22 protein-coding genes, 3 pseudogenes and 1 riboswitch are annotated in these 24,889 nt (G+C 35.6%); of the genes and pseudogenes, 9 read left to right on the top strand and 16 right to left on the bottom strand.

Annotation, left to right across the window (positions count from 1 at the left end):
- Positions 1-64: 64 nt before the first annotated feature.
- From DN394_RS17500 to DN394_RS17490, 3 genes are all read right to left on the bottom strand, one after another.
- On the bottom strand, positions 65-1,207 hold the full coding sequence (locus DN394_RS17500) for an MFS transporter (protein ID WP_001139235.1): 1,143 nt from the start codon (positions 1,205-1,207) through the stop codon (positions 65-67).
- 62 nt (positions 1,208-1,269) lie between these two features.
- Entirely contained in the window at positions 1,270-1,866 is a 597-nt protein-coding gene (locus DN394_RS17495; RefSeq protein ID WP_001042189.1) for a TetR/AcrR family transcriptional regulator, read from the bottom strand.
- 281 nt (positions 1,867-2,147) lie between these two features.
- The gene (locus tag DN394_RS17490) at positions 2,148-2,912 is read right to left on the bottom strand and encodes an SDR family oxidoreductase (RefSeq protein ID WP_048566095.1); all 765 of its coding nucleotides are present in this window, start codon (positions 2,910-2,912) and stop codon (positions 2,148-2,150) included.
- 226 nt (positions 2,913-3,138) lie between these two features.
- Here DN394_RS17490 and DN394_RS17485 point away from each other — a divergent pair, with 226 nt between their 5' ends.
- Entirely contained in the window at positions 3,139-3,579 is a 441-nt protein-coding gene (locus DN394_RS17485; RefSeq protein WP_064469892.1) for an Lrp/AsnC family transcriptional regulator, read from the top strand.
- A 115-nt stretch (positions 3,580-3,694) separates the two neighbouring features.
- Here the strand turns inward: DN394_RS17485 and DN394_RS17480 are convergent, their stop codons facing one another.
- A complete protein-coding gene (locus DN394_RS17480; protein ID WP_000501378.1) occupies positions 3,695-4,900 on the bottom strand; it encodes a M20 family metallopeptidase in 1,206 nt (401 codons plus the stop codon).
- A gap of 88 nt (positions 4,901-4,988) precedes the next feature.
- Positions 4,989-5,091, bottom strand: a riboswitch (SAM riboswitch).
- 75 nt (positions 5,092-5,166) lie between these two features.
- Positions 5,167-7,476, bottom strand: coding sequence for an AAA domain-containing protein (locus tag DN394_RS17475; protein ID WP_149294049.1), 2,310 nt, complete (start codon positions 7,474-7,476; stop codon positions 5,167-5,169).
- A gap of 111 nt (positions 7,477-7,587) precedes the next feature.
- Here DN394_RS17475 and DN394_RS17470 point away from each other — a divergent pair, with 111 nt between their 5' ends.
- The 4 genes and pseudogenes from DN394_RS17470 to DN394_RS17455 all read left to right on the top strand — a co-directional run bounded on the left by DN394_RS17470 (position 7,588) and on the right by DN394_RS17455 (position 10,314).
- On the top strand, positions 7,588-7,980 hold the full coding sequence (locus DN394_RS17470) for a VOC family protein (protein ID WP_149294048.1): 393 nt from the start codon (positions 7,588-7,590) through the stop codon (positions 7,978-7,980).
- 132 nt (positions 7,981-8,112) lie between these two features.
- Positions 8,113-8,436 (top strand): annotated as a pseudogene (locus tag DN394_RS17465) (hypothetical protein).
- Positions 8,437-9,094: 658 nt separating this feature from the next.
- Positions 9,095-9,820 (top strand): annotated as a pseudogene (locus DN394_RS17460) (hypothetical protein); the annotation flags it as partial.
- 11 nt (positions 9,821-9,831) lie between these two features.
- Entirely contained in the window at positions 9,832-10,314 is a 483-nt protein-coding gene (locus tag DN394_RS17455; RefSeq protein ID WP_097915182.1) for a PRK06770 family protein, read from the top strand.
- 626 nt (positions 10,315-10,940) lie between these two features.
- On the opposite strand, the gene DN394_RS17450 is transcribed toward DN394_RS17455, so the two are convergent.
- The 7 genes and pseudogenes from DN394_RS17450 to DN394_RS17420 form a co-directional block, all read right to left on the bottom strand.
- On the bottom strand, positions 10,941-11,249 hold the full coding sequence (locus DN394_RS17450; protein ID WP_098953355.1) for a monooxygenase: 309 nt from the start codon (positions 11,247-11,249) through the stop codon (positions 10,941-10,943).
- A gap of 224 nt (positions 11,250-11,473) precedes the next feature.
- A pseudogene (locus tag DN394_RS17445) lies at positions 11,474-11,722 on the bottom strand (peroxiredoxin); the annotation flags it as partial.
- A 65-nt stretch (positions 11,723-11,787) separates the two neighbouring features.
- Positions 11,788-12,279, bottom strand: coding sequence for an anthrone oxygenase family protein (locus DN394_RS17440; RefSeq protein WP_097994301.1), 492 nt, complete (start codon positions 12,277-12,279; stop codon positions 11,788-11,790).
- An 82-nt stretch (positions 12,280-12,361) separates the two neighbouring features.
- Positions 12,362-12,739, bottom strand: coding sequence for a DoxX family protein (locus DN394_RS17435; protein ID WP_149294045.1), 378 nt, complete (start codon positions 12,737-12,739; stop codon positions 12,362-12,364).
- A 186-nt stretch (positions 12,740-12,925) separates the two neighbouring features.
- Positions 12,926-13,345, bottom strand: a complete 420-nt coding sequence (locus tag DN394_RS17430) for a MarR family winged helix-turn-helix transcriptional regulator (RefSeq protein WP_001048549.1) — start codon at positions 13,343-13,345, stop codon at positions 12,926-12,928.
- 293 nt (positions 13,346-13,638) lie between these two features.
- Positions 13,639-16,836, bottom strand: a complete 3,198-nt coding sequence (gene cypD / locus DN394_RS17425; protein WP_149294044.1) for a bifunctional P-450/NADPH--P450 reductase — start codon at positions 16,834-16,836, stop codon at positions 13,639-13,641.
- A 505-nt stretch (positions 16,837-17,341) separates the two neighbouring features.
- Positions 17,342-18,820, bottom strand: a complete 1,479-nt coding sequence (locus DN394_RS17420) for a DHA2 family efflux MFS transporter permease subunit (RefSeq protein WP_046958056.1) — start codon at positions 18,818-18,820, stop codon at positions 17,342-17,344.
- 387 nt (positions 18,821-19,207) lie between these two features.
- Here DN394_RS17420 and DN394_RS17415 point away from each other — a divergent pair, with 387 nt between their 5' ends.
- Complete coding sequence (locus DN394_RS17415) at positions 19,208-19,810, top strand: hypothetical protein (RefSeq protein WP_149294043.1); 603 nt, start codon at positions 19,208-19,210, stop codon at positions 19,808-19,810.
- A 318-nt stretch (positions 19,811-20,128) separates the two neighbouring features.
- On the opposite strand, the gene DN394_RS17410 is transcribed toward DN394_RS17415, so the two are convergent.
- The 3 genes from DN394_RS17410 to DN394_RS29020 form a co-directional block, all read right to left on the bottom strand.
- Complete coding sequence (locus DN394_RS17410; protein ID WP_149294042.1) at positions 20,129-20,701, bottom strand: YwbE family protein; 573 nt, start codon at positions 20,699-20,701, stop codon at positions 20,129-20,131.
- A 286-nt stretch (positions 20,702-20,987) separates the two neighbouring features.
- A complete protein-coding gene (locus DN394_RS17400; RefSeq protein ID WP_149294041.1) occupies positions 20,988-21,386 on the bottom strand; it encodes a DUF1259 domain-containing protein in 399 nt (132 codons plus the stop codon).
- Positions 21,387-21,670: 284 nt separating this feature from the next.
- The gene (locus tag DN394_RS29020) at positions 21,671-21,832 is read right to left on the bottom strand and encodes a hypothetical protein (protein WP_000441003.1); all 162 of its coding nucleotides are present in this window, start codon (positions 21,830-21,832) and stop codon (positions 21,671-21,673) included.
- Positions 21,833-22,202: 370 nt separating this feature from the next.
- On the opposite strand from DN394_RS29020, the gene DN394_RS17395 reads away from it, so the two are divergent.
- Positions 22,203-22,559 (top strand): hypothetical protein, encoded by a 357-nt coding sequence (locus DN394_RS17395; RefSeq protein ID WP_097915155.1) that lies wholly within the window; start codon positions 22,203-22,205, stop codon positions 22,557-22,559.
- Positions 22,560-22,662: 103 nt separating this feature from the next.
- The gene (locus DN394_RS17390; RefSeq protein ID WP_098953351.1) at positions 22,663-23,040 is read left to right on the top strand and encodes a hypothetical protein; all 378 of its coding nucleotides are present in this window, start codon (positions 22,663-22,665) and stop codon (positions 23,038-23,040) included.
- 455 nt (positions 23,041-23,495) lie between these two features.
- Here the strand turns inward: DN394_RS17390 and DN394_RS17385 are convergent, their stop codons facing one another.
- Positions 23,496-24,155: a serine/threonine protein kinase gene (locus DN394_RS17385; RefSeq protein WP_141550954.1), complete on the bottom strand. Its 660-nt coding sequence runs from the start codon at positions 24,153-24,155 to the stop codon at positions 23,496-23,498.
- A 462-nt stretch (positions 24,156-24,617) separates the two neighbouring features.
- On the opposite strand from DN394_RS17385, the gene DN394_RS17380 reads away from it, so the two are divergent.
- Positions 24,618-24,889 (top strand): DUF1904 family protein (locus DN394_RS17380; RefSeq protein WP_149294040.1); only part of this gene is annotated, 272 nt, incomplete at its 3' end.

Here is a 24,889-nt window from a genome sequence, read left to right as displayed (position 1 = left end):
TGGATGTGTGGTACTACCAAGCTAGTAATGTGGTGCTCCCCCATATAAAGAAATTTTAAACATCTTAATCTGCCTTTCCTTTATGTAAATATGGGAATAATGAAATTACCCCAAGGATAGCTAAGCAAGCTCCAATCCATAGCGGAGATACAAAACCATATCCTTTACTGATTCCAAGACCACCTAGTGACGAACCAATAACAATACCTAGCGTAATAAAAGAACTATGAACGGTATTTATCATTATTCCATTACTAGCTGTTTTCATCACCCTCGCAACCATAGCTGGATTCAATGCTACACCAGTTAAACCAATAAAAATTGTAGAAATCACTGCAATGTATTTATTCTCTGCACTTAAAGCAAATACAGACAACGCTATGATTAATATAATTAATCCACCCATAAGTATTTTCATTGTAAATTTATCAGCAAACTTGCCGATTATTATATTTCCAATTACCGTCGCACTACCATAGAGAGCAAGTAAATATGGAATACTTGCACTTGAAAAGCCTGTGACATTTGTAAAGATCGGAGTGAAATAACTAAATGCTGCAAACGTACCACCAATAATGAACATACTTGTTACGTACGCTGCCCAAAGATGAATATTCTTAAATCGCAGAAGTTCGTCTTTCCAATTTAATTGCTCTTTATTTGAAGATGATGGTAACAACCGTTGAATCATAAGCCCTGATACTAGCACAAGAACAGAAACAGCCCCAAAACTAATACGCCAGCCAAAAGATTGGGAAATAACGGTTGTTATAGGTAAACCTAATACAGTTGCGAACATTAAACCTGCAAGTACAATTGATGCAGCTTTTCCCCTTGAATCAGAGTGAACCAATGTCGCAGAAAAGGAAATCGCAACTCCAAAAGCTGAAGCTGAAGCAATACCAGTTATAATACGTGAAATCATCATAATATCATAGTTCCAAGCAATAGCTCCGAGCGATTGACCAATTAAAAATACGAACATTAAAAACAATAATGCTTGTTTGCTGCGCATTCGTAAGAGGATTGCAGTTAAAATGGGGCCTCCTATTACCATTGCTCCTGCATAAGCTGAAATTAAATACCCAATAGATGATACAGAAACCTGGAATGCAAGAGCAAGTTCATTCATCATACCTGCAACCATAAATTCTGATGTAGTCATACAAAAGATTGCTAAAGCTAATAAATAAATAATCGATGGCATAAAAACACTCCTTATTCATTATTGTAATGATTGGTACAAAAATAGTGCGAAAAAAGAGCGCACTAAGCGCCACAAATAGACTCTATTGTTCCTTTGATAACTTGTTCAGACAACACCCGATTTTGCATCGATACATTAAGAACACGGAATCCGTAATAACTGCTTAAAAGCAGACTAGCTAATTCCTCAGCTGATTGCTTCTTTGAAATTTCACCTGTTTGCAATCCTTCCTCCATCACTGTTACAATAGCTTGTTTAAGAAGTTCAACATGCTTCGAGAAAATTTCTTGTACCATTAAATCGTTTTTAGCACGTTCTATACTGGCATTAATCAATAAACATCCTTTTTGATCAACATTCTGAAAGTCTTCTTTCAATGCCCATTCAAAAAAATTACTTAATCGTTCTTTAACTGGAATTGGAGTATGTAACAATTTCCTTTGTTCCTTAATCCCAATTTCATGGTAGCGTTCTAATACTTGTTTATACAGTTCATGTTTACTACCGAAAGTATTGTATAAACTTCCTTTTCCAAGTCCTGTATCACTGCATAAATCTTGTGTAGAACACCCTTCATATCCTCTTAACCAAAATGTTTTCATTGCAACATCTACAATTGAGGAATAATCAAACTCTCGAGGTCTGCCGCGTTTATTCACCCGTATCCTCCTCTCATTTTAAAGATAACATGAATAGAATACCCTTTTTGTACCACGCGGTCAATAATTTTGTTTTATTGTTACTGTAAAATAAAATTTGATTATGTTAGATTACGAATAATTAAAAATAGACCCCTTATTCAAGTTGTCTAGCGAAAAAATCACGTTTTAATAGGCTTCTTTAGCATGCCTACCTTTCTATAAATTACTAGCTATGAAACAAGGATCGTTTCATAACTAGTAATTTACTTGATTAGCTTGATGGGTATGGCGTAGTGCCCCTATAAACAAAATCCTCCAGAAACATCTAAAATCTGCCCCGTTACCCAGCGGCTATCAGAAGAAGCAAGAAATGCTACTGCATCTGCAATATCTTCAACTTTCCCTATTCGTCCGAACACAGATGAATTCGCAGCAAAATTTCGTATTTCCGGATCATCTAGCAATTTTGCATTGATATCTGTCTTCGTATATCCAGGCATAATTGTATTCACTGTTATCCCTCTTTCTCCAAGATGTTTAGCTAGAGGCAGTGTCATCGTATTTAATGCACCTTTACTTAAGCCGTATGCAATAGAACCTGTAAAACCAAGTCGTACTTCAGCTGATGAAACGTTAATAACGCGCCCCTCTGCTCGTAGTAACGGTAATGTTTGCTGAATTAAGAAGAATGGTGCTTTCATATTTACAGACATAATTTCATCAAAAACTTCTTCTGTCGTATTTTCAATTGTTCCTTGTGTACCTATCCCTGCATTGTTTACTAAAATATCAATCTCTGATGTACCAACTCTTATTTGTAATTCATTCTTCAATTGTTCTACTAGCTTTTTAACACCTTCAATTGAATTAAGATCAGCTTCAATTAAGAATGCCTTTCCTCCATTAGATTCAATCTCACGAATTGTTTCATCTGCAGCTGCCTTATTTCGTCCGTAGTGAATCGCAACTAATGCACCGTCGTTTGCCAATCTCATCGCAATCGCACGACCAATTCCTCGACTCGCCCCTGTTACTAACGCTACTTTTCCATCAAGATTCTTCATTTTTTCCATCCTTCCTAAATTTCCGTGTAATAAAGTGAAACTTTAATCAGCCCTCACCAATCGGGCGTTTACGGACAGTTAATGTGAGATAAATTCTATACTTATATTTTCATGCAAAAACCAATCATTTTAAATATAGATTTATAGGTAATTTAGTTTGTTCACTTATGATATTATAGTTATAATTTGTAATTAACTTTAGAAAATATAACAAGGAGGCTACACAATGCAAAACACAGTAAAACTGGATGAAATCGATCATAAAATTATGAACTTGTTATATGAAAATGCGAGAATTTCCGTTTCAGAAATAGGACGGATCATATCCATGACACAGCCTGCTGTAAAAGAGCGTATGAATAAACTTGAGGATCAAGGTGTTATAGCGGCTTACCGAACAAAATTTGAGCCTTCTAAAATTAATAAAAACATTCAAGCATTCATCATGTTTAAAACGAGCCAATGCTCTGATTTTATCCAATTTTGTAATGCCGCTCCTGAAGTAATAGATTTATATCGAATTAGCGGGGAGTTTAATTATATGATGAAGGTCATGAGCGATTCGATGGATTCTCTCGCTACATTTTTAGACTCTTTAATGCAATTCGGATTATCATCTCCTTTAATTGTTTTAAAAAGTGAGTTTGAGGAGAAATTGTCGTTCTGATAAAGGAATAAGAGAATTGACATCTCAATGTGAAAATGAACACTTTATTTAAATTGACAGGCACCAGCTTTCCCAAAAAAGAAAAAGGAGTGGATCATCCACTCCTTTTAATCACCTACCCCTGATTTCTCTGCGCCTCTCTAAACTCCTCCTTCACCTTCTCTAACAACCCTTCTTCTGTAATTAATCGATACGCTGTATTTGCTAGTGCTTTTGCGGATGTAATTAATGCTTTATCTCCAAGTTCTGAACGTGCTGCTTCTCTAAATTCATTCGTATGCGCAATTAAATCGTCTGGACCGATTTTAATGTACGGATGAATGGTCGGTACGACTTGGCTTACGTTTCCTGCGTCTGTTGAGCCGATGCCAAATCTTTCTTTACGATTTACGTCTTCACCTTGTAATTCTAATTCTTCGGCTACGACGTCATTAAATGTTTTTGTTACGAGTAGTTCATCGATTTCATTTTGGAATTGATGAATTTTCACTTTCGTACCTGTTGCTAGCGCTGCTCCTTGTGCGATGTTTCTTACTTTTTCTGTTACTTCTGCACATCTTTTTCTCGTTGCTGCACGGATGAAGAACCTTGCTGCTGCGTAGTCTGGAATAATATTCGGCGCTTTTCCGCCCTCAGTAATCACGCCATGAATTTTCACATCTGACGGAAGTTGTTGGCGAAGTGCGTTAATACTGTTGTACAGCTGGATGATCGCATCTAATGCGTTAATTCCTTCTTCTGGTGAAGCTGCGGCATGAGCTGTTTTTCCGTAAAAATGAAAATCAAGTGGATCGACTGCTAGTGAAGGACTCGTTGTCGCTGTCTTTCCGCTCGGATGAATCATAAGCGCCGCATCAACATCTTTAAATAAACCTGCTTTTACATAACTCGATTTTGCGCTACCGTTTGGCCCGCCTTCTTCTGCTGGCGTTCCGAATACGACAACTTCCCCGCCAATTTCTTCAAGCGTTTCTGATAATGCGATCGCTGCTGCAACGCTAATTGTGCCAATTAAATTGTGACCACACGCATGACCGAGTCCTGGTAAAGCGTCATACTCAGCTAAAAATGCGATGACCGGTCCTTGTTTTCCTGAACTTTTGCGCGCGATAAAACCTGTTTCATGTCCAGCTATATTGTGCTGCAGCTGAAACCCTGCGCTTCCTAATAATAAACTTAACGTTCTTGATGCGTAAAACTCTTGATTACCAATCTCCGGATTCGCATGAATATCATGACTTGTTTCTATGTACTTTTCCTTATTTCTTTCTATACTCTCTTCAATTGTTTTTCTTTGTGACGTTACTCCAGTCGCTCCCATTTGTCTTCCCCCTTATATTTTCACATAAAAAAGCCTCTTTCTAAAAGATAGAAAGAGGCTTCTGCATTTACAGTCAAAATGAGCTTCTTTCTTATCTTTCAAGTTACCTTGCTGGAATTGGCACAGTATTCATAAAAGAATCCGCTGCCGAGGTGTCATAGGGCCAGTCCCTCAACCTCTCGTGATAAGAATTTTCATAAGATTATATTAAATTACATTCATTCTATGTTCATTCCGATTAAAAGTCAAGGAATTCCTATCCGAATTTACCGAATATCTAAAAATCCTTTTAACACACCAATTGTTTCCGGTGCTTGTAATCTTGCACATACGTACGGAAATTCCATACTACCTTCAAATATCATTTGTGATGTGAGCGGTGCGCCTGCCCAAAAGATTTCATCATCGATTACGATAAACGGGAATGCTTTATTTTGCCTTTGTAACTTTACATTTTTTAATGGAACTGGTCCATCACTATACACTGTTATTTGCGCATTTGTACGCATTAACGCTTGCCATACTCGCTTATCCACTTGTTTTGTGCTTGGAAGTGAAATAATAATTTTTCGTTTTGCGGCCAAAATATCTTTCAATAGTCCTTTCGGCTCTTCAAGATTCATTTCCATAAACCAACGTAAACGTTTCGAAATTTTCCGTTCCCACAATTGTCTTGATGTCGTACGATCATACACATCTCCGTGTCGTTCTATATGAGCTGTTAATTGTGATAACGCTTGTTTTCTCGATAAGTTTTTACGCATATAATGGCAATCTGATAATTGAATGAACTTCCCTCTCGCTCTCGTTACTGCAACGTTGACGAGGCGATGGTTTTTATGGTCAAAGAATAACACGCCAGGTCGTTCTTGCGGATAACTATCAACCGTATCAAAAATCATCATATCTCTTTCAGACCCTTGAAACTTATGAACCGTCGCCGCTAAAACTGGTATGTTTTGATATTTCGTTCTCTGCAACATTTCTCTAATACACGTTGATAAAAAGCGGGATTGTGCCCTGTAAGGTGTAACAACACCAATCGATTGAACACCATCTAACAGCCCGATTAACATCATTTGCATCGCTACTAAACCAGACATAATGTTAAATCGAGAACCAGAAGCAGCGTCCTTTAACGAAAAGGCTCCCATTAAGCTCGTATCAAATAAAACACTTGCCTCATTTGCGAACGGTTGTAGTTTCGCAAGTTCTTTACGTTCTGAAACAGACGGATGATCGTATACTCTATTTTTATAAATAAATGAGTTTGTAAACTTCGATATATCCGCATGCATACGTCTTTGTTCCTGCAGCATAAATAGGTTCGGATGTGCTTCTGATTTATTGACAGAATCAACAATCCCTGCATGGTAAAACATATCTTCCCCAAGCCATTTTCGAACGAGTTCATGGTTCGCCATCGCAATTGGAGGTAACTGTAAAAAGTCCCCACAAACGACGATACGTTTTCCAAGTGAAGCAGCTAATGCAATTTGCGGAACATATGCCATACTCACTTCATCTACGACAACTAAATCAAATGTACGCTCATAAATAAGTGAATCAATGGCACATTTCGATAAAGTTGCGCCGATTACTTTTGCATTTTCAATATATTCTTTTTCTACTTCTTTAATTTTCGCTTTTTGCTTTCGAAGATCACTTTCAATCTCTTGTATACGCTTCTTATCAGCAGAAGTCGCTTTATATGATAAAATCTTTTCACGAAGATCTTGTCGTGTTTCCTCTAAATAGAGTCTTTCTTCTCCCCATGATCCGTTCGTCGTTTCAACTAGCTTCGACGTAAGTAATGTTTCATGATTTCGTATATGTTCATGTTGACTATAACCGTAACGAACAATTTCGCCAGGTGTCCATTTCTTTTTCTTCTCAATTTGCTTCGTTACTTCACTCATTAATACGTCTACTGCCGCGTTACTATGAGCTAATACAAGTACCGATTTTCCTTTTTGATAATGAGCCGAAATAATACGTGATAAATTGTAAGACTTCCCTGTTCCAGGTGGTCCCCACACGTACGTTGTCGGATTGTAAAATGAACGATACGCCAATTCATTTTTCGGATTTTTCATCTTCTCAATATGTTTTGGACTGCTCGTCCCATCAACAACACGCTTTATACGACTACGTTTTAGCTTATCTTTATGTGCCTCTTTCAATCGCTCTTGTAGTTGCTCTAACAATTGCCACGGTTCACTGTATAAAACAGCTTCTCGTATTTCACCTTGTATATAATCATTTAATTTCAGTTCTATTTCTAATCCATGTACAGATAATACTTCTCCTGTCGCTTCCTCACCATCAAACTCAATCCGAATTGGTGAACCTTCCGGTAAGCTTACTTCCGATATGAGCTGAAATACGTATACTGTACTTTCATAATCTGTATATAAAAAACGACCGTTCATGATAGAAATTTTACTACCACCTATCGTTTTCCAATGTTTAATTTCATACGCTAATGCATAATGCCACTCTTTCATCGTTGCCGATAATGAAGGAGTTTGAGTAGGTGTATTCATCGTATAATCTCCTTCCTTCTCCCCAAACATACTTTCTCACTATACCATATAACACGCTAAAATTTGTAAGGTTTTTATCTTGCTTATTTTCTTAATTTTCAATAACATGTTGTATATAATTTTCAGAAAGAAGGGATCTACATGCCAGTTAGAAGAATTGAACACATCGGTCTTATGGTCGCAAACTTAGAAACATCTATTACTTTTTATGAAAAAGTAGTCGGCTTACAACTTATTAAACGTATGGGGCACCCGAATCCAGACTTAAAACTCGCTTTTTTAGGTGTGGAAGAATCGCAGGAAACGATACTGGAACTCATTGAAGGTTACAACTCCTCTCTTCCGGCAGAAGGAAAAGTACATCACATTTGCTTTAAAGTGGATTCATTAGAAGATGAAATTGAAAGAATACAAAAACACGGCGTAACATTTTTACTAGGAGAAGAAATCGAAACATTACCAGATGGAACACGTTACATATTCTTCGCTGGCCCTGATGGAGAGTGGATTGAGTTTTTTGAGGCGGAGAGATAAAGTGAAACTTTATTTTGCAGGATAGAAAAAGAGCCGGAATTCCAGCCCTTGTTTTTAACCAGTAATAAGGAAACATATCTTCAATCCGAAGAATGAGCTATATTAAAACAATCATTTTATTAGGAGTAAAGAATGATAAATACAATCTATATTATTGTTTTTTGGATACTTATACTATTTCCAATCCTTTATGTAATCAAGATAAAGGATTGGAATATAAAAACAGCTGCCTTATTTGTTGGAAGAATTCTATTAAGTATAGTCTATTTTATAAATGGAATGGTATTAGGTCTGCAACGAAATTGGGTAGAACCTCCCTACGAAACAGAATGGGATTTCTTTGTAAAGTCTTTACTAAACTGAAAAACTGATGCACTTATACACTTGTTACTTCTAATTATTATCATTACTTTGGATCTATTCATTGCATTTTATTATATTAATAAAAAGAAATAGGATATTCTCTCCTATTTCTTTTCTTAATGTGATGCTACCCAAAATATAAGTATTGAGTCAATGTATTCATCTCAAAGCGTAAAAAAGACACAATGGAAAGTGTCTTTTTTACGTTGACATGCTATGAAAGAAGATGTAGTGATTAATCATAGTTTGTTGGATTCTTCTTGGTTGATATTAGTATAACATTATCATTAGTGATTTTGAATGCAATTATGCATATATACGAATTTCATTACATTAAGTTTGTAGCTATGTTTTTTCTTCTTATATATGGTGCATAACTTGAAATTGTATAATATCCTTCCATAAATCCTCCCTCATTGAAGTAGAAGGAACATCTATACTAGGAAACAAAAAAGGAACATTTTAATAATAGCACCAGATTTTATAGTAAAATAGATACCATCGTATGAATGTACGTTTTAGATATGAGCCCAATGAACCATATGCTTATAGAATTGAGAAAGACCTTAAAACAACTAAGTTACATAGTTTAAGACAGTAATGCTTCAAGCAGTATAGTTGGGAACGTCAGGAACTTAAATGATTCAATAAGATTCAAACTATATAAAAGTTAAAGTATACGACTCAGGAAAAGAAGGTTTTGTAGTGTGCTGCACATTCAAGAATTAATTCTTACGTAGGGAGTGCTTATATGAAAAGATTGAAACATGTAATATTGCTAGTATTATGTTTCTTATGTCTAAGTGGTTGTAATCAAGAAAATGGAGCTGAAGTACAAGATTATATAAAAAAAAAACACGGTATTGATGTTGTTGTAACAGATTGGAGCCCGATAAATGAAAATAATGGTGGTAATACATACCATACTGTGCAAGAAAAAAATAACAAATATCTAAAATTCCGAGTAAAGGTACAAGGTCTCCTCTATTCATATCCAGTAGGTGATGAATACCAATATGGAAAAAAAACATATGAGGAATATAAGGAATTCAAACCAACACTAGAAGAAATGAAAAAATTAGGCTACGTGGAATCTGAAACGGAAAATGCTCTTCAATATATTTTAGATAGTAAAGATCCAGATGAAGGAAAACCAACTAATGAATTATTATTAACTTTGCAAATGAGTAACGAGATTGACTTTAGCCAATTGGATTCAGTAGAATTAGATCGTTTATATGCTCTATTTCAACTCATTCAGGAGAATAATAAAAAGATAACAGAACTAGAGATTAAGGATCAAAATGGTGAATCTTTAGGCGGACCTTTTAAAAATGTACAAAAAATAATAACAAAAGAAGAACTATTACAAACAATGAAATCTTCGATGTCAGATGCTATAAACAAATATTAGGAAAAACAGATTAGAGCGCACACCAAAGTAGAGGCAAGATTAATGGTACACTTCAATAAAAGGGGGTACGAGGTTTGAAAAAGTGGATTAAAATCACATCAAGCTTAGTTATTGCTATAGCAGTTGGTATTTTTACTGGTTACAAAGTCGGTACGTATGCAGGTTCAGACGTTAAGGAAAAGCAGACTGAGAAAATTAAAGGAGAAGAGGTAATACTTGACCTCAATTCTGATCGTCATATAATCAATGCAATGCACAAAATGACTCATCAAAAAGTATTATCTCACGAAAAGCAAGGATTTATTAAAATGACTCCAGAAAACATTGAACAAGTACGTCGAGTAATTGATGAAAGTAATAGTGGAACCTTACAACATAAAGAACAGTACCTCAAGATTTTGGTTCGTTGGTATGAAGGCGATTTCTCTCAATCCGTTGAAGAGCATAATTTATTATGGGAATGGGAAAACAACAGCACTGGTAAAGCATACGAATTAGCGACACCGGAACAAGAAGAAGCATACATTCTAGAACAAGCGAAGTCTGAAAAACAATAAAGGGGTATTGTCACATCGGTATCAAACTAATAAAAAGAGATGCCCCTTAAATAAAAAAACACGCTACCCTTTCTGTAGATTCATAGGAAAGGATAGCGATGAGATATTCCCTCTATTTGTCCCGTATCGATACGCGAGAATCAACATTATTTATTATATGCCAAAATAATAACAAAAACGGACCTGTTATCAGGTCTTTTCTTGCATTTTCTCTGTTATACCCCTTTAAAAACTACTTAAGTCATCTACCCTTAGTTACCTCTAGTTACTAATTAACAGTTATGTTCATAAATCTGTAACATGCATAGACAGGTATATATGTTATAATTTCTTTAGCAAATTAAAATAAATTTGCATTTCCTGTGCCCCTTACCTCCCAGTAAGGGGCGTACCCTTTTATACATAATTATTTCAATACAACTTTTTTCACAGTACTTTCACGTCAATTTCACAAATATAAGAACCCTCATATGTTAGACTTAGTACAACCTTTTCTAAGGAACTATATGCCGATACACGAATCCTTATTTATATAGGGATTTTTTGCATAAAACATAATAAGACATAAAAGAAGAATTCAAAAAAAGAAGGAGATTATCCCCTTCTTTTTTTGAATTATGTGTCCCTCAATATTTACTATAACCACGATTCAGTTTCGTTAATTTTTCATTGATGTTAAAAATTCTTACTCTAATATCTTTAACACCAGCTGCTTCAAGTCTGTTCTTGTGCATTTCCGCGTATTTTTCAGCATCTTGTTTTTCTTCAAATACATAAATGCCTCCAGCTTCTTTTGTTTCTTCATTCTCAGTCCATATTTTCCAATGGAATCCTTCTTCTTCGTTAATACTATTTGCTAAATCCCAAAACGCTTTTTCCATTTCTTCACCAAAAGGACCTTCAAACGGAAAATCAACTTGTAATAAATAAGCCATTTTCACTCACTCCTATTTTTTATATTTTTCAATGTAAAGTTCACCGGGAATTCCTTCATATAAAAAATTCTTCCCATTCGTTTACTGATTATGATTTTTTCGATTCTAATAATGGGAATGTCTCAAGTTAGTGCTACTATTATTCCAGTACTAGTTTGAGTCTTTCCCTATTCTTTATTGTATTTAAAAATTAAAGGGTTATTAAAAACTCATTAAAAAGCGATCTATTTAGACTTGAGATTCCTACCTATATATTGAACAATTTTTCTAAACTCTGTCGATGTTGGACGACCAAATGGAATCGTTTGTCTCTGTTGATATAGTAGTTGTCCATTTTTCTTCACAAGAAAGTAGGCAGGTTTTCCATGAGTACCATGGGCTTCATAAGGGGGAGCATCGCCATGATAGAAAACATCATAAGCTTTTAAATCCACCAGATATTCATCTGATACAATCAGGAATGATAAATTATTTTCCAATGCCATATTCCTTAAGAATTGTCCGGTTAATTACTATTTATCTAAATACATTCATACTACTAATTAATAAGCAACGCTACTAGTAGTGCTGACACACTCAAAATGCACGTTAAGGTACGCGTGTGATTCAGCACCGTCCAACGGGATTCAAATTCGACTCTGAGGTCCTCCCATCCAGAATCTCTTACAGGTAGTTCAGCTGAGATAATCGCTCTATTCATCGGAAGGTTTCCTGTGAAAGTGATCAGTAGAGTGGCAATATAACTAATCAATGCGATTAATCCTAAAATGACTTTATCGAATTGCTGTAGGTAAACGGCTAATACAACAAAACCAATCTGCGCTATAAGAGCACCGTTTGACATGAAGAGAAAAATCGGATTAGCCACTGCTGAGGTAAAGTGTCTAACCGAAAGAACAAAGGTACGATCATCCGAATTACGAAGACCAGGCATGACAGAATTAGAGTATGCAAAAACGGTTCCAGCAACAATACTTGTTGTCAATATAGCAAGAAACGCTAAGAAGTTGAAAAATAATAATCCATTCATACGTTTTCACACCCCTATCTATAAAATAATTACAAAACGATATCAGCTTGAACGCATAAAATTTAACAGTTTTCGGCTATGTTTAAAAAATATGATAACAACTTATTCCTATACTAAGGACAAACAAAACAAGCGCAGGTATTGCTTTCTTAAAGGGATCTCTCGCTAGTACAATAAGAGTTAATGCAGCTGCAAGCATCGTACCGCCTAACAACAGTCCTGCTAATAAAGCTACTGTTGGAACCCAAATTCCTATCAACATTCCAATTGCTCCTACAATTTCAAAAGCCCCAGTTAAGAAATTAAAAAACGAAGGTAAACCAAATCGTTTAAACTCATCTGCCATTTTCCAAGATATAATTTTCGTTCCTGTCATTAAAAAGAACAGAAACAATACAACTTTTACTACATTGATTAATATTAAAATAGCAATCACATCTTTCTTATTTATTTGATACATTTACATGCTATAGCATATACAATACAGAATTTTGACTGGTACTAGGAAAAAACGTGATCCTGAATCAAATATCATACAAAATAAAGATATCTCCACCATTCCTTAAAACAAAATTATATGCTATAGCATATATAATACATAAAACAAAGTTTGTTCCTTATGAATAGCATCAATAAGGAACAAATATTAATAGCGTGTATCATACAATTTGTTTAATAACGATTGTAATACTTTAATTTCTTCTTCGCTCAAATTACTCGTAACGAAATGGTGAGCGTCTGTCACCACAGGCAAGATTTCTTTTTTTAACTCATCACCTTTTTCAGTTAAAAAAAGGTTGTGTGAACGCCTATCTTGGTCATTCAAAGCCTTCTTTACAATCCCTTTTCTCTCCATTGACTGTATCATTCTTACGACAGTAGTTTGATCTTTATCAATCGCTTCTGCTAACTCTTTTTGAGTAGTGGCCCTTTGGCTACAAAGAACACTAATAATCCCCCACTGCTCTGGCGTAACTCCAAAAGGCTTTAATTTCTTCGTAAAATAATTGGTCATTTTCACATCAGTACGATGAACAAGATAGCCTATTAAATCATGTAAGTTCATGTATCACCTCTATAAATTAATATATAAAAGAGTATAGCATACCAGTCAATTCTTCACAGTGAATGAATTCGTTTTATTAATTATATGCTATAGCATATATATTAAAGTAGATCATTTTAATTGTCAAATGAATTACCTATTATTTTTCTACAGTATCAGTTCAGCTTATTTAAAAATAAGAAAATCCCGTATTCAATAATAATACGGGATTTTTATACATAAGTTTATTTTTTAAATTAACACTTATTCGAAAGAAGTTCATTCGTTACATATTTTATCTAATTAAGAAAAATTCAGATTCCAGCCCAAACATCTTTTCCATATCGCCCTTCATCTTGCACACGATCCAACCAATTCCTTGCTTCTTGTTCACTGACTTCATGAATTTCTTGATATGCTTGACACAGGGTATCTTCTACATCAGGAGCCATTTTACTTCCATCACCACATATATAAAGATGAGCTCCATTATCTAATAGTGAAATTAAATTGATTCTATCTTGTTTTATTAAATGCTGTACATATGTTTTTGGATATCCTTCTAGGCGAGAAAAAGCTGTGTGTAAAGAGATTAAACCATCTCTTTCATCATTTTCTAGTTCTGTACGATAGAGATAATCCTTTTCAGGATGACGACAACCAAAATATAGATGTGCTTGTCCTAAGTTAATACCTTTTTGTTTTTGAACACGACGCGCTTGCAAGAATCCACGGAATGGTGCAATTCCGGTACCTGGCCCAACCATAATAATTGGTGTTTCTGGATTTTCAGGTAATTGAAAGCTTGATTGTGGCGTTCGAATGAAACAGATAATCTCATCTTTATTATGACGCTGAGCTAAATAATTAGAAGCGACTCCTTCATATGTCCCTTCCCCACTCCATGCAGGCGCATTAACAACACCAACCGTAATGCTCAGACGATCCTGTGCAACGAGTGGAGAGCTTGAAATAGAATAGTAACGCGGTTTGAGCGCAGGAAGAAGTTCTAAAAAGCGTTCAAATCGGATTTCACAAGCCTCATACTTTTCAAGAAGATCCAACATTGACATACGTTTCTTTAATATTTGTTCATGATAAACTCCCTCTTCCAATAATGATTCCAATTCCTTTTTATGAGGAGGGCATGCTGTGAATGTCACCATTTCTCGTATTTGTGCTCGAGTGGCTGCTTCTTGAACTTCTACACTATAACTAAGAAGGTCAAATAAACTAACAGGACTGTCTAAAGGTATGTGATTTACACTACGCCCACTTGCGCTCAATATGACTTGATCCTTCCCGTTTAATCCAAAGCGTTTTAAAATTCGGTTGACATTTTTCTCACTATTAATTGGCAGCACCCCAAGGTGGTCTCCTTCTTGATACGTAGCGCCTTCTGGCAAGGATATCTCGATATGTCGTGTGCTTCTATCACTGCTGGATGATTGAAGTTCACGATTTTCTAGTATAGATGCATAAACTGCTTCATATGTTCGCGCAAGAGGAGATCCTCCAAGACGACTAACAAATTGTAAACTTAATGTACTGCGTTCTTTTTCCATATTTTTATTGAGTTCCAATCCAAATGCCTTCATCGCATCAGACCACATGCTTTGTTTCCATTGCTCGAGCTGTTCCTCGAAATCACCACTTGCATCCGCTTCTCCACGTGTAGAAAATCTTGTTGCTCCTTTTTGAGCCATTTGCTCATCAATGTATCTTGGAATCCGCTGATAGGTACTAGCCCAATTATGATCTCCACAACCAAAAACTGCGTATTGAACACCTTTTAGCTCATCCGGCTTTAATTCCTCCAACCACTGCACAAACTGCCCTGCATTACTTGGCGGCTTTCCATTATAAGAAGAAGTTACAATAAGAACCGCCCCTTCTTTTGGCAGACTTCCAATTCGATCGTTAAGAGCTACCACTTCCGTTTGAACACCTTCTAAACTAGCTGTATCTGCTAGTTCTCTTGCAATACCTTCTGCTACCCCAGTATCCGATCCATACAAAACAAGAAGCGAAAGATTATCGGCTCCTATAATAGAAGGTGTCTTCTGAACTTGCTGTTCGATTTCATGGTCTTTCAATTTCTCCTCTATAGGCGCAAGAACAGTAGTATGGCTAATAGTTTGATTTCGGGGTAGAATCCTAATTTTAAAATCACCAGGCTTTAGCGTTAATGTTTGTTTTACGTCCAGCTGATAGTCTTGATAATCAATGAATTCAAAATGTTGAAGAAGCATTCCCATTACGAGTGTGGCTTCATGAAGTGCAAACTGCATACCGATACATGCTCGTTGACCATTTCCAAATGGCTTATAAGCATGATGAGGAACCTTATCCAGCTCTTCAAATCGTTCAGGTTGGAATTCTTCCACATTGTCTCCCCATGCATCTTTATCCCTATGTAGCTGTGGAATAAGAACAGAAATACGATCTTCTCCTTTCTTAATTGGATATTTCCCACCAATCACTGTATCTTCTTTTGCATAGAGACTAAATGCTGGAGCAGTAGGCCATAGACGTAGCGATTCATTCAAAATCATCCGGATATACTTAAGTTCCATAACTTGTTGGTATGTTGGAGTAGGATCTGTCAAAACCCGATCTACTTCTTCATAGGCTTTTTTCAATTTATCCGGATTCTTTAATAAAAAATAGATTGCAAAAGACAACAATCCACTTGTTGTTTCATGCCCAGCTATTAAAAAAGTGATGATTTGGAAACGAATATTTTCATCATCTAATTTTTTCCCAGTTTCCGGATCCTGCACATTTAACATACGGGAAAGCAAATCATTTTCTTCCTGATTCCCATTACTTTTACGTTCAGCAATAATATTATCTACTAAAGAAAACATGGATTGAATATCATGCTGAAATTGACGTTTCGTTCTCCACATAAGTTTGTCTTCTATATCCAGCCGCTGTAATTGGTGCATCGCCTCATCTAGAGCACGGCTCATGCTAGTAATAAAAGGATGAGGGGTCTCACGATAAAAGCTATTAAATCGATAATTAAAACCACATAGACCAATTGTATCCAATGTAAGGCGAGTCATATCCTCCGGTACATCTACGCTTTCATTCGGATTAAGCCGTGCCCATTTTTGAACGAGTTGTACGGCAAGATCGACCATCATAGCATGATAATCTTTCATTGCTCGTTGGCTGAATGTAGGCATCAAAATATTATGAGCTTTTTTCCAGTTAGGCTCATGAGTCTCGCTTGTAAATAATCCGTCTCCAGCAAAGGCGCGAACTTTCGCTAAAGCACCCTCTATACTTTTATCAAATCTTGTTTCGTCACAGACTTCTGCTACCAGTTCATGCCCAGAAACGACAATGATGGTATCACTTAAAGTTTGAATTTGAAAAATGGGACCATACTCTTCCGCTATCTTGATAAAGGATAAGGTCGGCTTATCTTTATCGATTAATGGGAGATTCCCCAGCAATCCATATGTTTTCGGTTGAGGAATGGCAGATACTTTTTTATCCATTAAAAACACCCTTTCAAAAAGCATGAAATAAAATATCCCATTCAATAAAAAGAAGATAGCAATGAATCGCCTGGGATAAAGATATGTAATTGATTACCTTATTTTATCTTTTCCCTAACTATTCACGATTATGATATTGCTTATAAGGTTGGTAATCTAAGTTGTTTGTTGATATTAGATTTCTAACTTGCAGAGAAAATACTTAAATTAAAATGAAGCGTATTATTATAATGTTTATCAGAAATTGAGAGCTAAAGATTGTAGTATTAGGAAAACCCGTAGTTTCTAATGTCAATTCAAACAAATACGATAAGTAAGTATACTGTGTTGCTAATGAAAAAGGATCTGATATGAATATCAGATCCTTTTTACTATATATAATTATTTCACTGGTTCTTTTCCAAATTTAAATACCAGCGCCTTAGCAGCAGAAATTCGCATTTCTTCCTAGTCTAACTAAACAGTAAAAACTTATAGGAGTCATGATCTAAAGTTTTATTTTACTCTACCGATTTAACCTCTCGACAGCTTCCGCACTTGTATCTACACGTTTAACGAAAAAAACTAATAGTAATGCAACAATATTCATGCCAAGCGCTACATAGAATGAATATTGAATTCCGGATAATAAAGCCTTCTGAGTTAACATTGCCTTCGTAGCTTCTGTGAAGGTTGTTGGATCTACATCAGCCATTAAACTTTCAGCTTTTGTTTTTGTTACCGAATTCATAATCGTAACAAGAATAGCAGTACCAATTGAACCGGACACTTGTTGAGCTGTATTATTAACAGCTGTACCGTGCGGATTTAAGCGAGTTGGCAATTGATTAAGGCCATTTGTCATAAGCGGCATCATCACCATCGCCATCCCAAACATCCGCAGTGTGTAAATAAGAATAATATGTGTGTGACTAGAGTCGAGTTGCAGGTTTGCTAACATATAAGTTGAAACGGCTGTAATGGAAAGTCCTACTATACCAAGAATACGAGGGCCATATTTATCAAATAGTTTACCTGTAATTGGTGACATAATTCCCATTATTACCGCACCTGGAAGCATCATCAGCCCAGAGCTCAGCGGTGAAATACCGCGGACGTTTTGTACATAAGCTGGTGTTAAAATCATACCCGAAAACATGGCCACTGCGTTAACAATCGCAATTACAGACGCAAGTGCAAACATTGGGTACTTGTAAACACGTAAATCCAATAACGGTTCATTCATTTTTAATTGACGGATAATGAAAGTAATTAGGGCAATAGCACCTATAATTAAGGTTGTTAAAACAACTTTATTCGTCCAACCGTCGGAGCTTGCAGAACTGAATCCATATAACAAACCGCCAAAACCGACAGAAGATAATAGTAATGAGAGATAATCAAGTTTTGCATTTTTGTTTTGTCTCATGACATTCTCCGATTTCCAAACCCCTAACAGTAAGCTAATGATTGCTAACGGTAAAATCATTTCAAAAAGCAAACGCCAGTCATAATATTCTACAATATAACCCGATAGTGTCGGTCCAATTGCTGGAGCTGTAATCATAACTAATCCAAAAATCCCCATCGCTGTTCCCCTTTTTTCTCTTGGAAAGCTTACTAGCATAATATTCATTAATAAAGGCCCCATGACTGAAGAACCTGCTGCTTGAACCATCCGGCCAGTAAGTAATAAACTAAAGTTCGGTGCTAAAGCCGCTAAAGCCGTACCAAGAATAAAAATCAACATAGATGTAATAAATAAGCTCCTATTGGAGAAGCGGGTTATTAAAAATGCTGAGGCCGGAATTAATATACCACTTACAAGCATATACCCTGTAGAAAGCCACTGAATCGTTGAATAATCTTTAATGTCTAAATCCTTCATTATTGATGGCAAGGCTACATTTAATAGCGAGTTATTTAGAAATGAAACAAATGCTCCAATAAAAAGGATCACAAGCATTAAATATGGTGGTTTTCTTTTATGTAATGTTTCACTCATATATTCATTTGCCCCTTCATTATAAATTCCATTAATTCGTTTAAGTCGTTTGTATATCTGCACAAGAATACATTATCCTTGCAGTATTTTGCCAAACTCTTCGAATGGATATTCTCTTTTTAGCAATTCTATTTGCTCAACATAACATTTTAAAATCTCTTTTATTGATTAAACCTTTATAAACACGTTTGTTAACCGAAATTAAATTAGGCTGAATTTTGAGGTGGAGTTGTCTTATTGCCCACAAATAGTAGGATAAATCAACAAGACCATACACCTATTCCTTTAAATACAGGCTTGTAAATCTAGTTATGTAACCATCCATAAAAAGGAATATTACATAGGCTAAGTCTAACATTACATTTTTAAAGTGAGGGGAATAAACTTATGTACCAATATTGGTATTTGAATTCAGAGGGCAACGGTGAGCAATATAATAACCAAATCGCAATGTCATCATTATATTTACAGCCCCAAATAGCTAAAGCTGAGGGAATGAATGATTTGAAGGTTCCTGAGAATTGGAGTTGTCGAGTCTATCCATTTGGTTGGGATTCACCAGCCAATTATACGGGTTTCAATCCCCAAACCCCTCCCTTCTCTTTGGGGCAGCCAATCCATTATGCTGGGATGATGCCCCAAGGACATCCTGCTAATTGGGCTCCATTACCAGGCCATGCAGGTTTTAATTTTCAAAAACCTCCCTTCCCCTGGGCTCAACCATTCAATCATACAGGGATGTTCGCACAAGGTCATCTTGCCGCTTTACTATCGCCGCCAGCCAAAGCTTTTAATTTCAATACCAATAACTGGGGTGTTTTTGGAAACCCTCTAGGATGGGGAGGACAGGTAAATCCCATGGGATGGGGGAATAACGGAGGTTACGGTCAGCCAGGAATGTTTGGAAACTTATTTACAGTAGGAAAAGGCACTATGAATGGAATCGGAATGCTTAGTAGTTTAATCGGTATGGGGAAGTTCTTCTTTTAGTTAATTAGAACGGGCGGATAGGTCCATAGCCCAAACTTAAAAACAATTTCCTTTTTCATTGATTTACTCTTCTCAAACATGCCCCCTGAGTGTATTTATTGTATAGTTCCAGTACTCCCTCCAAGTTCGTTTCCTCTCCTTTCAAATTATAAAAAACATCTATTACCTTGTATGTGATAACTTGATAGAGATGTGGTGACATTAACAAAACGCAAATTTCGTACGCTAAGCAAAACGCTACAAAAAACCGGTTCCTTTACGAATGAACCGGTTTTTTGTAGTTTTTATTTATTTGAAAAGTAGTCAAATCTTCTTTCACTAGTTAACACTTTGAACACGGCCAATTTGTCCATCTTGTAATCGAACTTTAATGCCGTATGTATGTGTTTCACTATGTGTCAAAATGTCTTTCACAACACCACTTACAGTTTTGCTATAGTCATTATCTAATTGAATAACTACATGTGAACCAACTGAAATTTGTGATCTTGTTGGTTTCCCACCTGTTGCTTGTGTTGTTTTTTCTTGTTTTTGTGTTCTCTCTTGTTGTATAGACTGTTGTTGCTGAGTCTTCTGCTCTTGTTGTTTACGCTTTTCTTCTTCTACTCTTTGCTGCTCTTCTTGTTTACGCTTCTCTTCTTCTACCCTTTGCTGCTCTTCTTGTTTACGTTTTTCTTCCTCTGCTCTTTGCTGCTCTTCTTGCTTACGCTTCTCTTCTTCTGCTCTTTGTTGCTCTTCTTGTTTACGTTTTTCTTCCTCTGCTACTTTTTTATCTTCATCTATTTTTTGCTCATCCTCTGCTACTTTTAATTTTTCTTCATCACCTTTACAAGCACTTAAAGCCATTACACACAAGCTCATAAGTACACATAATAACAATTTCTTTAACATTAAAAAATCCTCCTATATATACATTACAAATTAATAACTTTCATAGCATAACAAAAATATATGTATTTCTTTGTCAAAATTTGTCGTAAATATTTAATTTCTACTAAAAGACTGACACTACAATAAAAGCGGAGATTATTATATCGATTCGTGCACAGGAATTACGTTCGTTTGCTAGTCAAGTGAACTTAATTAATAAAATACAAAGAAAAACCTTCATCTTATGTATAAAAGGATCTTTCAATTAAAGATCCTTTTATATCGCTCATTTAACTAAATAAATTGGTTAATTGCATAACGCTCTTCTAACTTTCCTTGCGAAACTTAGCGGATCATCAACGTCTTCGATATTAACGTAAATTAAATTCGGACCATCACATAACCACTCATTGTGTATAGACGAAACGATTATTCCTTGTTTAATAATTGTAGCAACAAATCCATTGACTTCTTTTTGTAAGAGAGCTATCCGTCCTAGACATAATGCCCGTCCAGTTTTATTATCTCTTGATTCGAATGAGAAGGAAGTTGTTACTCTAAAACGTTTTCCTAAGATAGTTGCTTGTACTTCATCCCGATTTATTGTAGCCACGCATTTTCCACCGGCGAACCCTTCTTGGCCACCGATAATTCTTGCAAACTGTTGACAAATTAATTCATCATTAAACGCCATACCTTTAATCATCCCCCCTTTTACTGTTAGATTATGAATGAATACTTAGGTCTGAAACGGTAATGAATCTATTCTATTACAAAAAATATTATCGAAATCTAACGAAGTCTATTATATGGTAAGGCATTTTTAGAGAGCACAAAAAAACACCCTAAGGTGCCATCCTCCGACTTGAGAATCATATCTATGTATGGAGAAATTTAGAAAAGAGAAGGTTCTAACTATAATTTATAAAGCTATTATGCCATGAATTACATACATATTTCCTTATTTACTGGGAGCAGAATCCCATTATATTACTTTCTGATCAGTCTCGTTAAAGCCATCCCAATAAATCCAGCCCCCATCCCTATTAGCCATCCAGCATGCGTATCGCCTAATATAGATCCCACTCCTCCGCCAAGAAACATGCAGCCAACAAATACTAATCCTCCAATTCCCCAATTCGGCCTTTCCATAATTCAATCACATCCCTTCAATAAAACATATGCGATTATCTAGCCTAACTTTCTTGCATAGGATAGTTAATTATTTTGCTTATGTTTAGCATTTTCAGGGAATTCAAAAGATGTGGAGATTGGCCAATTTGAATGAATTGCAGAAGGAGAATTTCATTTTTTCATATTAAATAACTTAAGAATGTGTTCCACAATTTATGACTCACCCCACCGCTATCCAGCTCAGAAAAGAAAGCAAAAACGAAAATTATATGCATCATTGACTACTGTTAATGAGACGTTATGTTAACCTCACATGAAGACCCTATTCATCCAAATTTACACAAAGTTGTCCTTGCTGATGGTACAATTAAAATCATGGAGGGATATTATGGGAATTTATTTTGTAATAACACTACTTCTTATAAACGGCACTGCAATATTCTTATTTTTCTTGTCTGTTTCACCAAAAATTAAGGCTAAAAACCTATCTTCAATAATGATCTGTTTAGGGATAAATCTAATCATAAGTCCAGCGGCTTTTCTTATAGGTGGGATAGCTGATTATGCAGGTGTAGCGGCTAATTATGGGGCTTATTTTGCGGGTGAGTCGGCAACAGCCCCTCCTCTAGTTAGTCGTGCACTTTATTTTTTGGGAGGATTTCTCTTTATTCAGGGAATTCCACTGCTCATACTACTTGCAGCTTTTTGGAAGTTTGCTAGAGCAAAGAAAATAAAACAAGTATAGAAGGATGAGTGGATGCTTTTTAGAGTAGGGATCCGCTTTTTTCTCGCTACCAATAATAGGATTTCATGTCATACAATGGAGTTAATATTAGAAAACTGTGAGGATGGTTACGTTGATAAAATTTGTAATTAGTTATGCTGCAAGTCTGTTTGCTTTTATTTTTGGATGGTTCTTGATTTCATATATTTCTCATCCTAGCTTTATTCACCCGAACGTTGTATTAGGATTCATTAAAACGATCGTCACTTATGGTAGTATACCAGCTCTTATAGCTTGTCTAATTGGGGAAGTGTTATACAGGAAAATCAAGCGATGTAGAGAATTTCAATTTGGAATCCCTGTATTTATAGGACAAGCAGTTATCTATACACTTATACCATTTCTTTTTCTTTTTCCTTTTAATTTTTCCCATTTCTTTGATTTCGTTGCACCTGTTATTATGGGGGCCTTATCTTTTTATTTAGTACGTAGAAAAATATAATTAACTTCCGTTAACGAGAATGATGTAAATGAGCTGCCCATATAGGCAGTTTATTATATTTTTTGCTTAGCGTAGTTTTTTTTCCGAAATGCTGACGGGGATACCCTTATATAGGGCTTTTTCTTTTTTCTCAATAAACCATATAACTTAACATGGTAAAATAATATTTGGATGGGAGTCCAATACATATGATGGTTCAAGTCGGAGGAAGGCACCTTAGGGTGTCTTTTCTTTATAGAGGGCCCGTCCACATTTTAACGAAAACATACGCTAAGCAAATTTCGACCGTGCAGAGCAACTAAGCCAGCTACACGATAAAAGGAAATGTAAAGCTTACTGATTACTTCATAAAGTTATAAAATTAGGACCGTACATATTAGACATATCTAAAATGTACGGTCCTTTTGTTTACTAGTGGTTCACTTATCTAACTTAAAAATAAGTATGTGGTCCTTTTACAATTTGAATTTCTTTTTAAGCTTCTTATATTTTCTATACGAACGTCTAACAATGTTTAACATAAAATACGGTACTTTAACAGGGAAAGGAAATTTATAAATGAAAGGCAAATAAAATGTAAAATATGCCTTTTCTAGGTCTCTCCACTTACTATCTTCTTTTGTTTTTAAGAAATCAGATACATCGACTACATATCCCCTTCCCTTTTCCATCATCACATTTTTTCCGTGAACATCACAAGGAGTTAATCCTTGTTCCCTTGCATACTCTAAAGCTGCATTGATATCAAGGATCACCTGCTTAGGAATTTTAATCCCCTTATGAACAGCATCGTATAAGGTAATTTCTTTTAAACGTTTCAATACTATGAAATTTTCTCCTTTATATATAAGCTTCGAATAAGAAGGATGGTTTCCGATTTTCCGGTATACTTCTGACTCTTTTTCAATTCCTTCTCCTTCTCGTGCGTAAACTTTCACTACCCAATCTTTGTATTCTTTATGCATAAATACTGCGGCATAATTACCTATCCCTAAACACTGCCAAAGTCTAGGAATATCCTTAACTACTACAGGCTCGAATTCATCCTCACTTCTAATGCTTACCTCTTTTAATAATTCGTCCTTTATCAATCTCACAAAACTGTTTATACTCATCATTTCCACTCCGGTTTTGCTAAAAGGGGGCCCACCCACATTTTAACGAAAATATACACTAAGTGAATTTTAGCATAAAACGAGTCATCTTTTTTCTTAAAATAAAAAGATGACTCGTTTTATTTTAACTGTTGAATACTTAATATTTATTCCACTATTCATAGCCAAAAACCGTACAACATAAAAATATTTCCAACTATTTAGGTATTTTCATTTTTTCAAAGACAACCGTATAAGAGCTTTTAACAGAGGCCTCCCCTCATATCTCCTTATAGGGAGAATGATAAGGCTTTTTTTATTTACCCAATTACCGAGCTCTCAAATGTTTTAAATAGTTACAATACATGTATTGCTTCAATAACTTATGATTATTCTTAAGAATGTCATTGAAATGTACCAATAGATGTTAGAAATTGTGTTATGATGTGAGCAAATATAAAACTATCTAACGGAGGGATTCATATGCCGCATGTTGTGTTTCGTGGAATTACTACTGAACAATTAAAACGCATAAGCAAGCCATTAGTAGAAGAGCTCGCAGAGATTTGTGAGTGTGGTACGGATAATTTTACGTTGGAACTACCAAGTTCTACGTTTGTATTCAATGGAGAAGAAATAGAAGCGTTTCCTCTTATTGAAGTGAAATGGTTCGAGCGTGGACAGGAAATTCGTGATCGATTTGCCAAGGCCATTACTACATATGTCATGGATTTTGGACTTCCAGAAGTAGAGGT

The organism is Bacillus sp. BB081 (assembly GCF_008368895.1).
GTDB lineage: Bacteria > Bacillota > Bacilli > Bacillales > Bacillaceae_G > Bacillus_A > Bacillus_A wiedmannii.
This window is presented reverse-complemented; position numbering and strand designations above follow the sequence as displayed.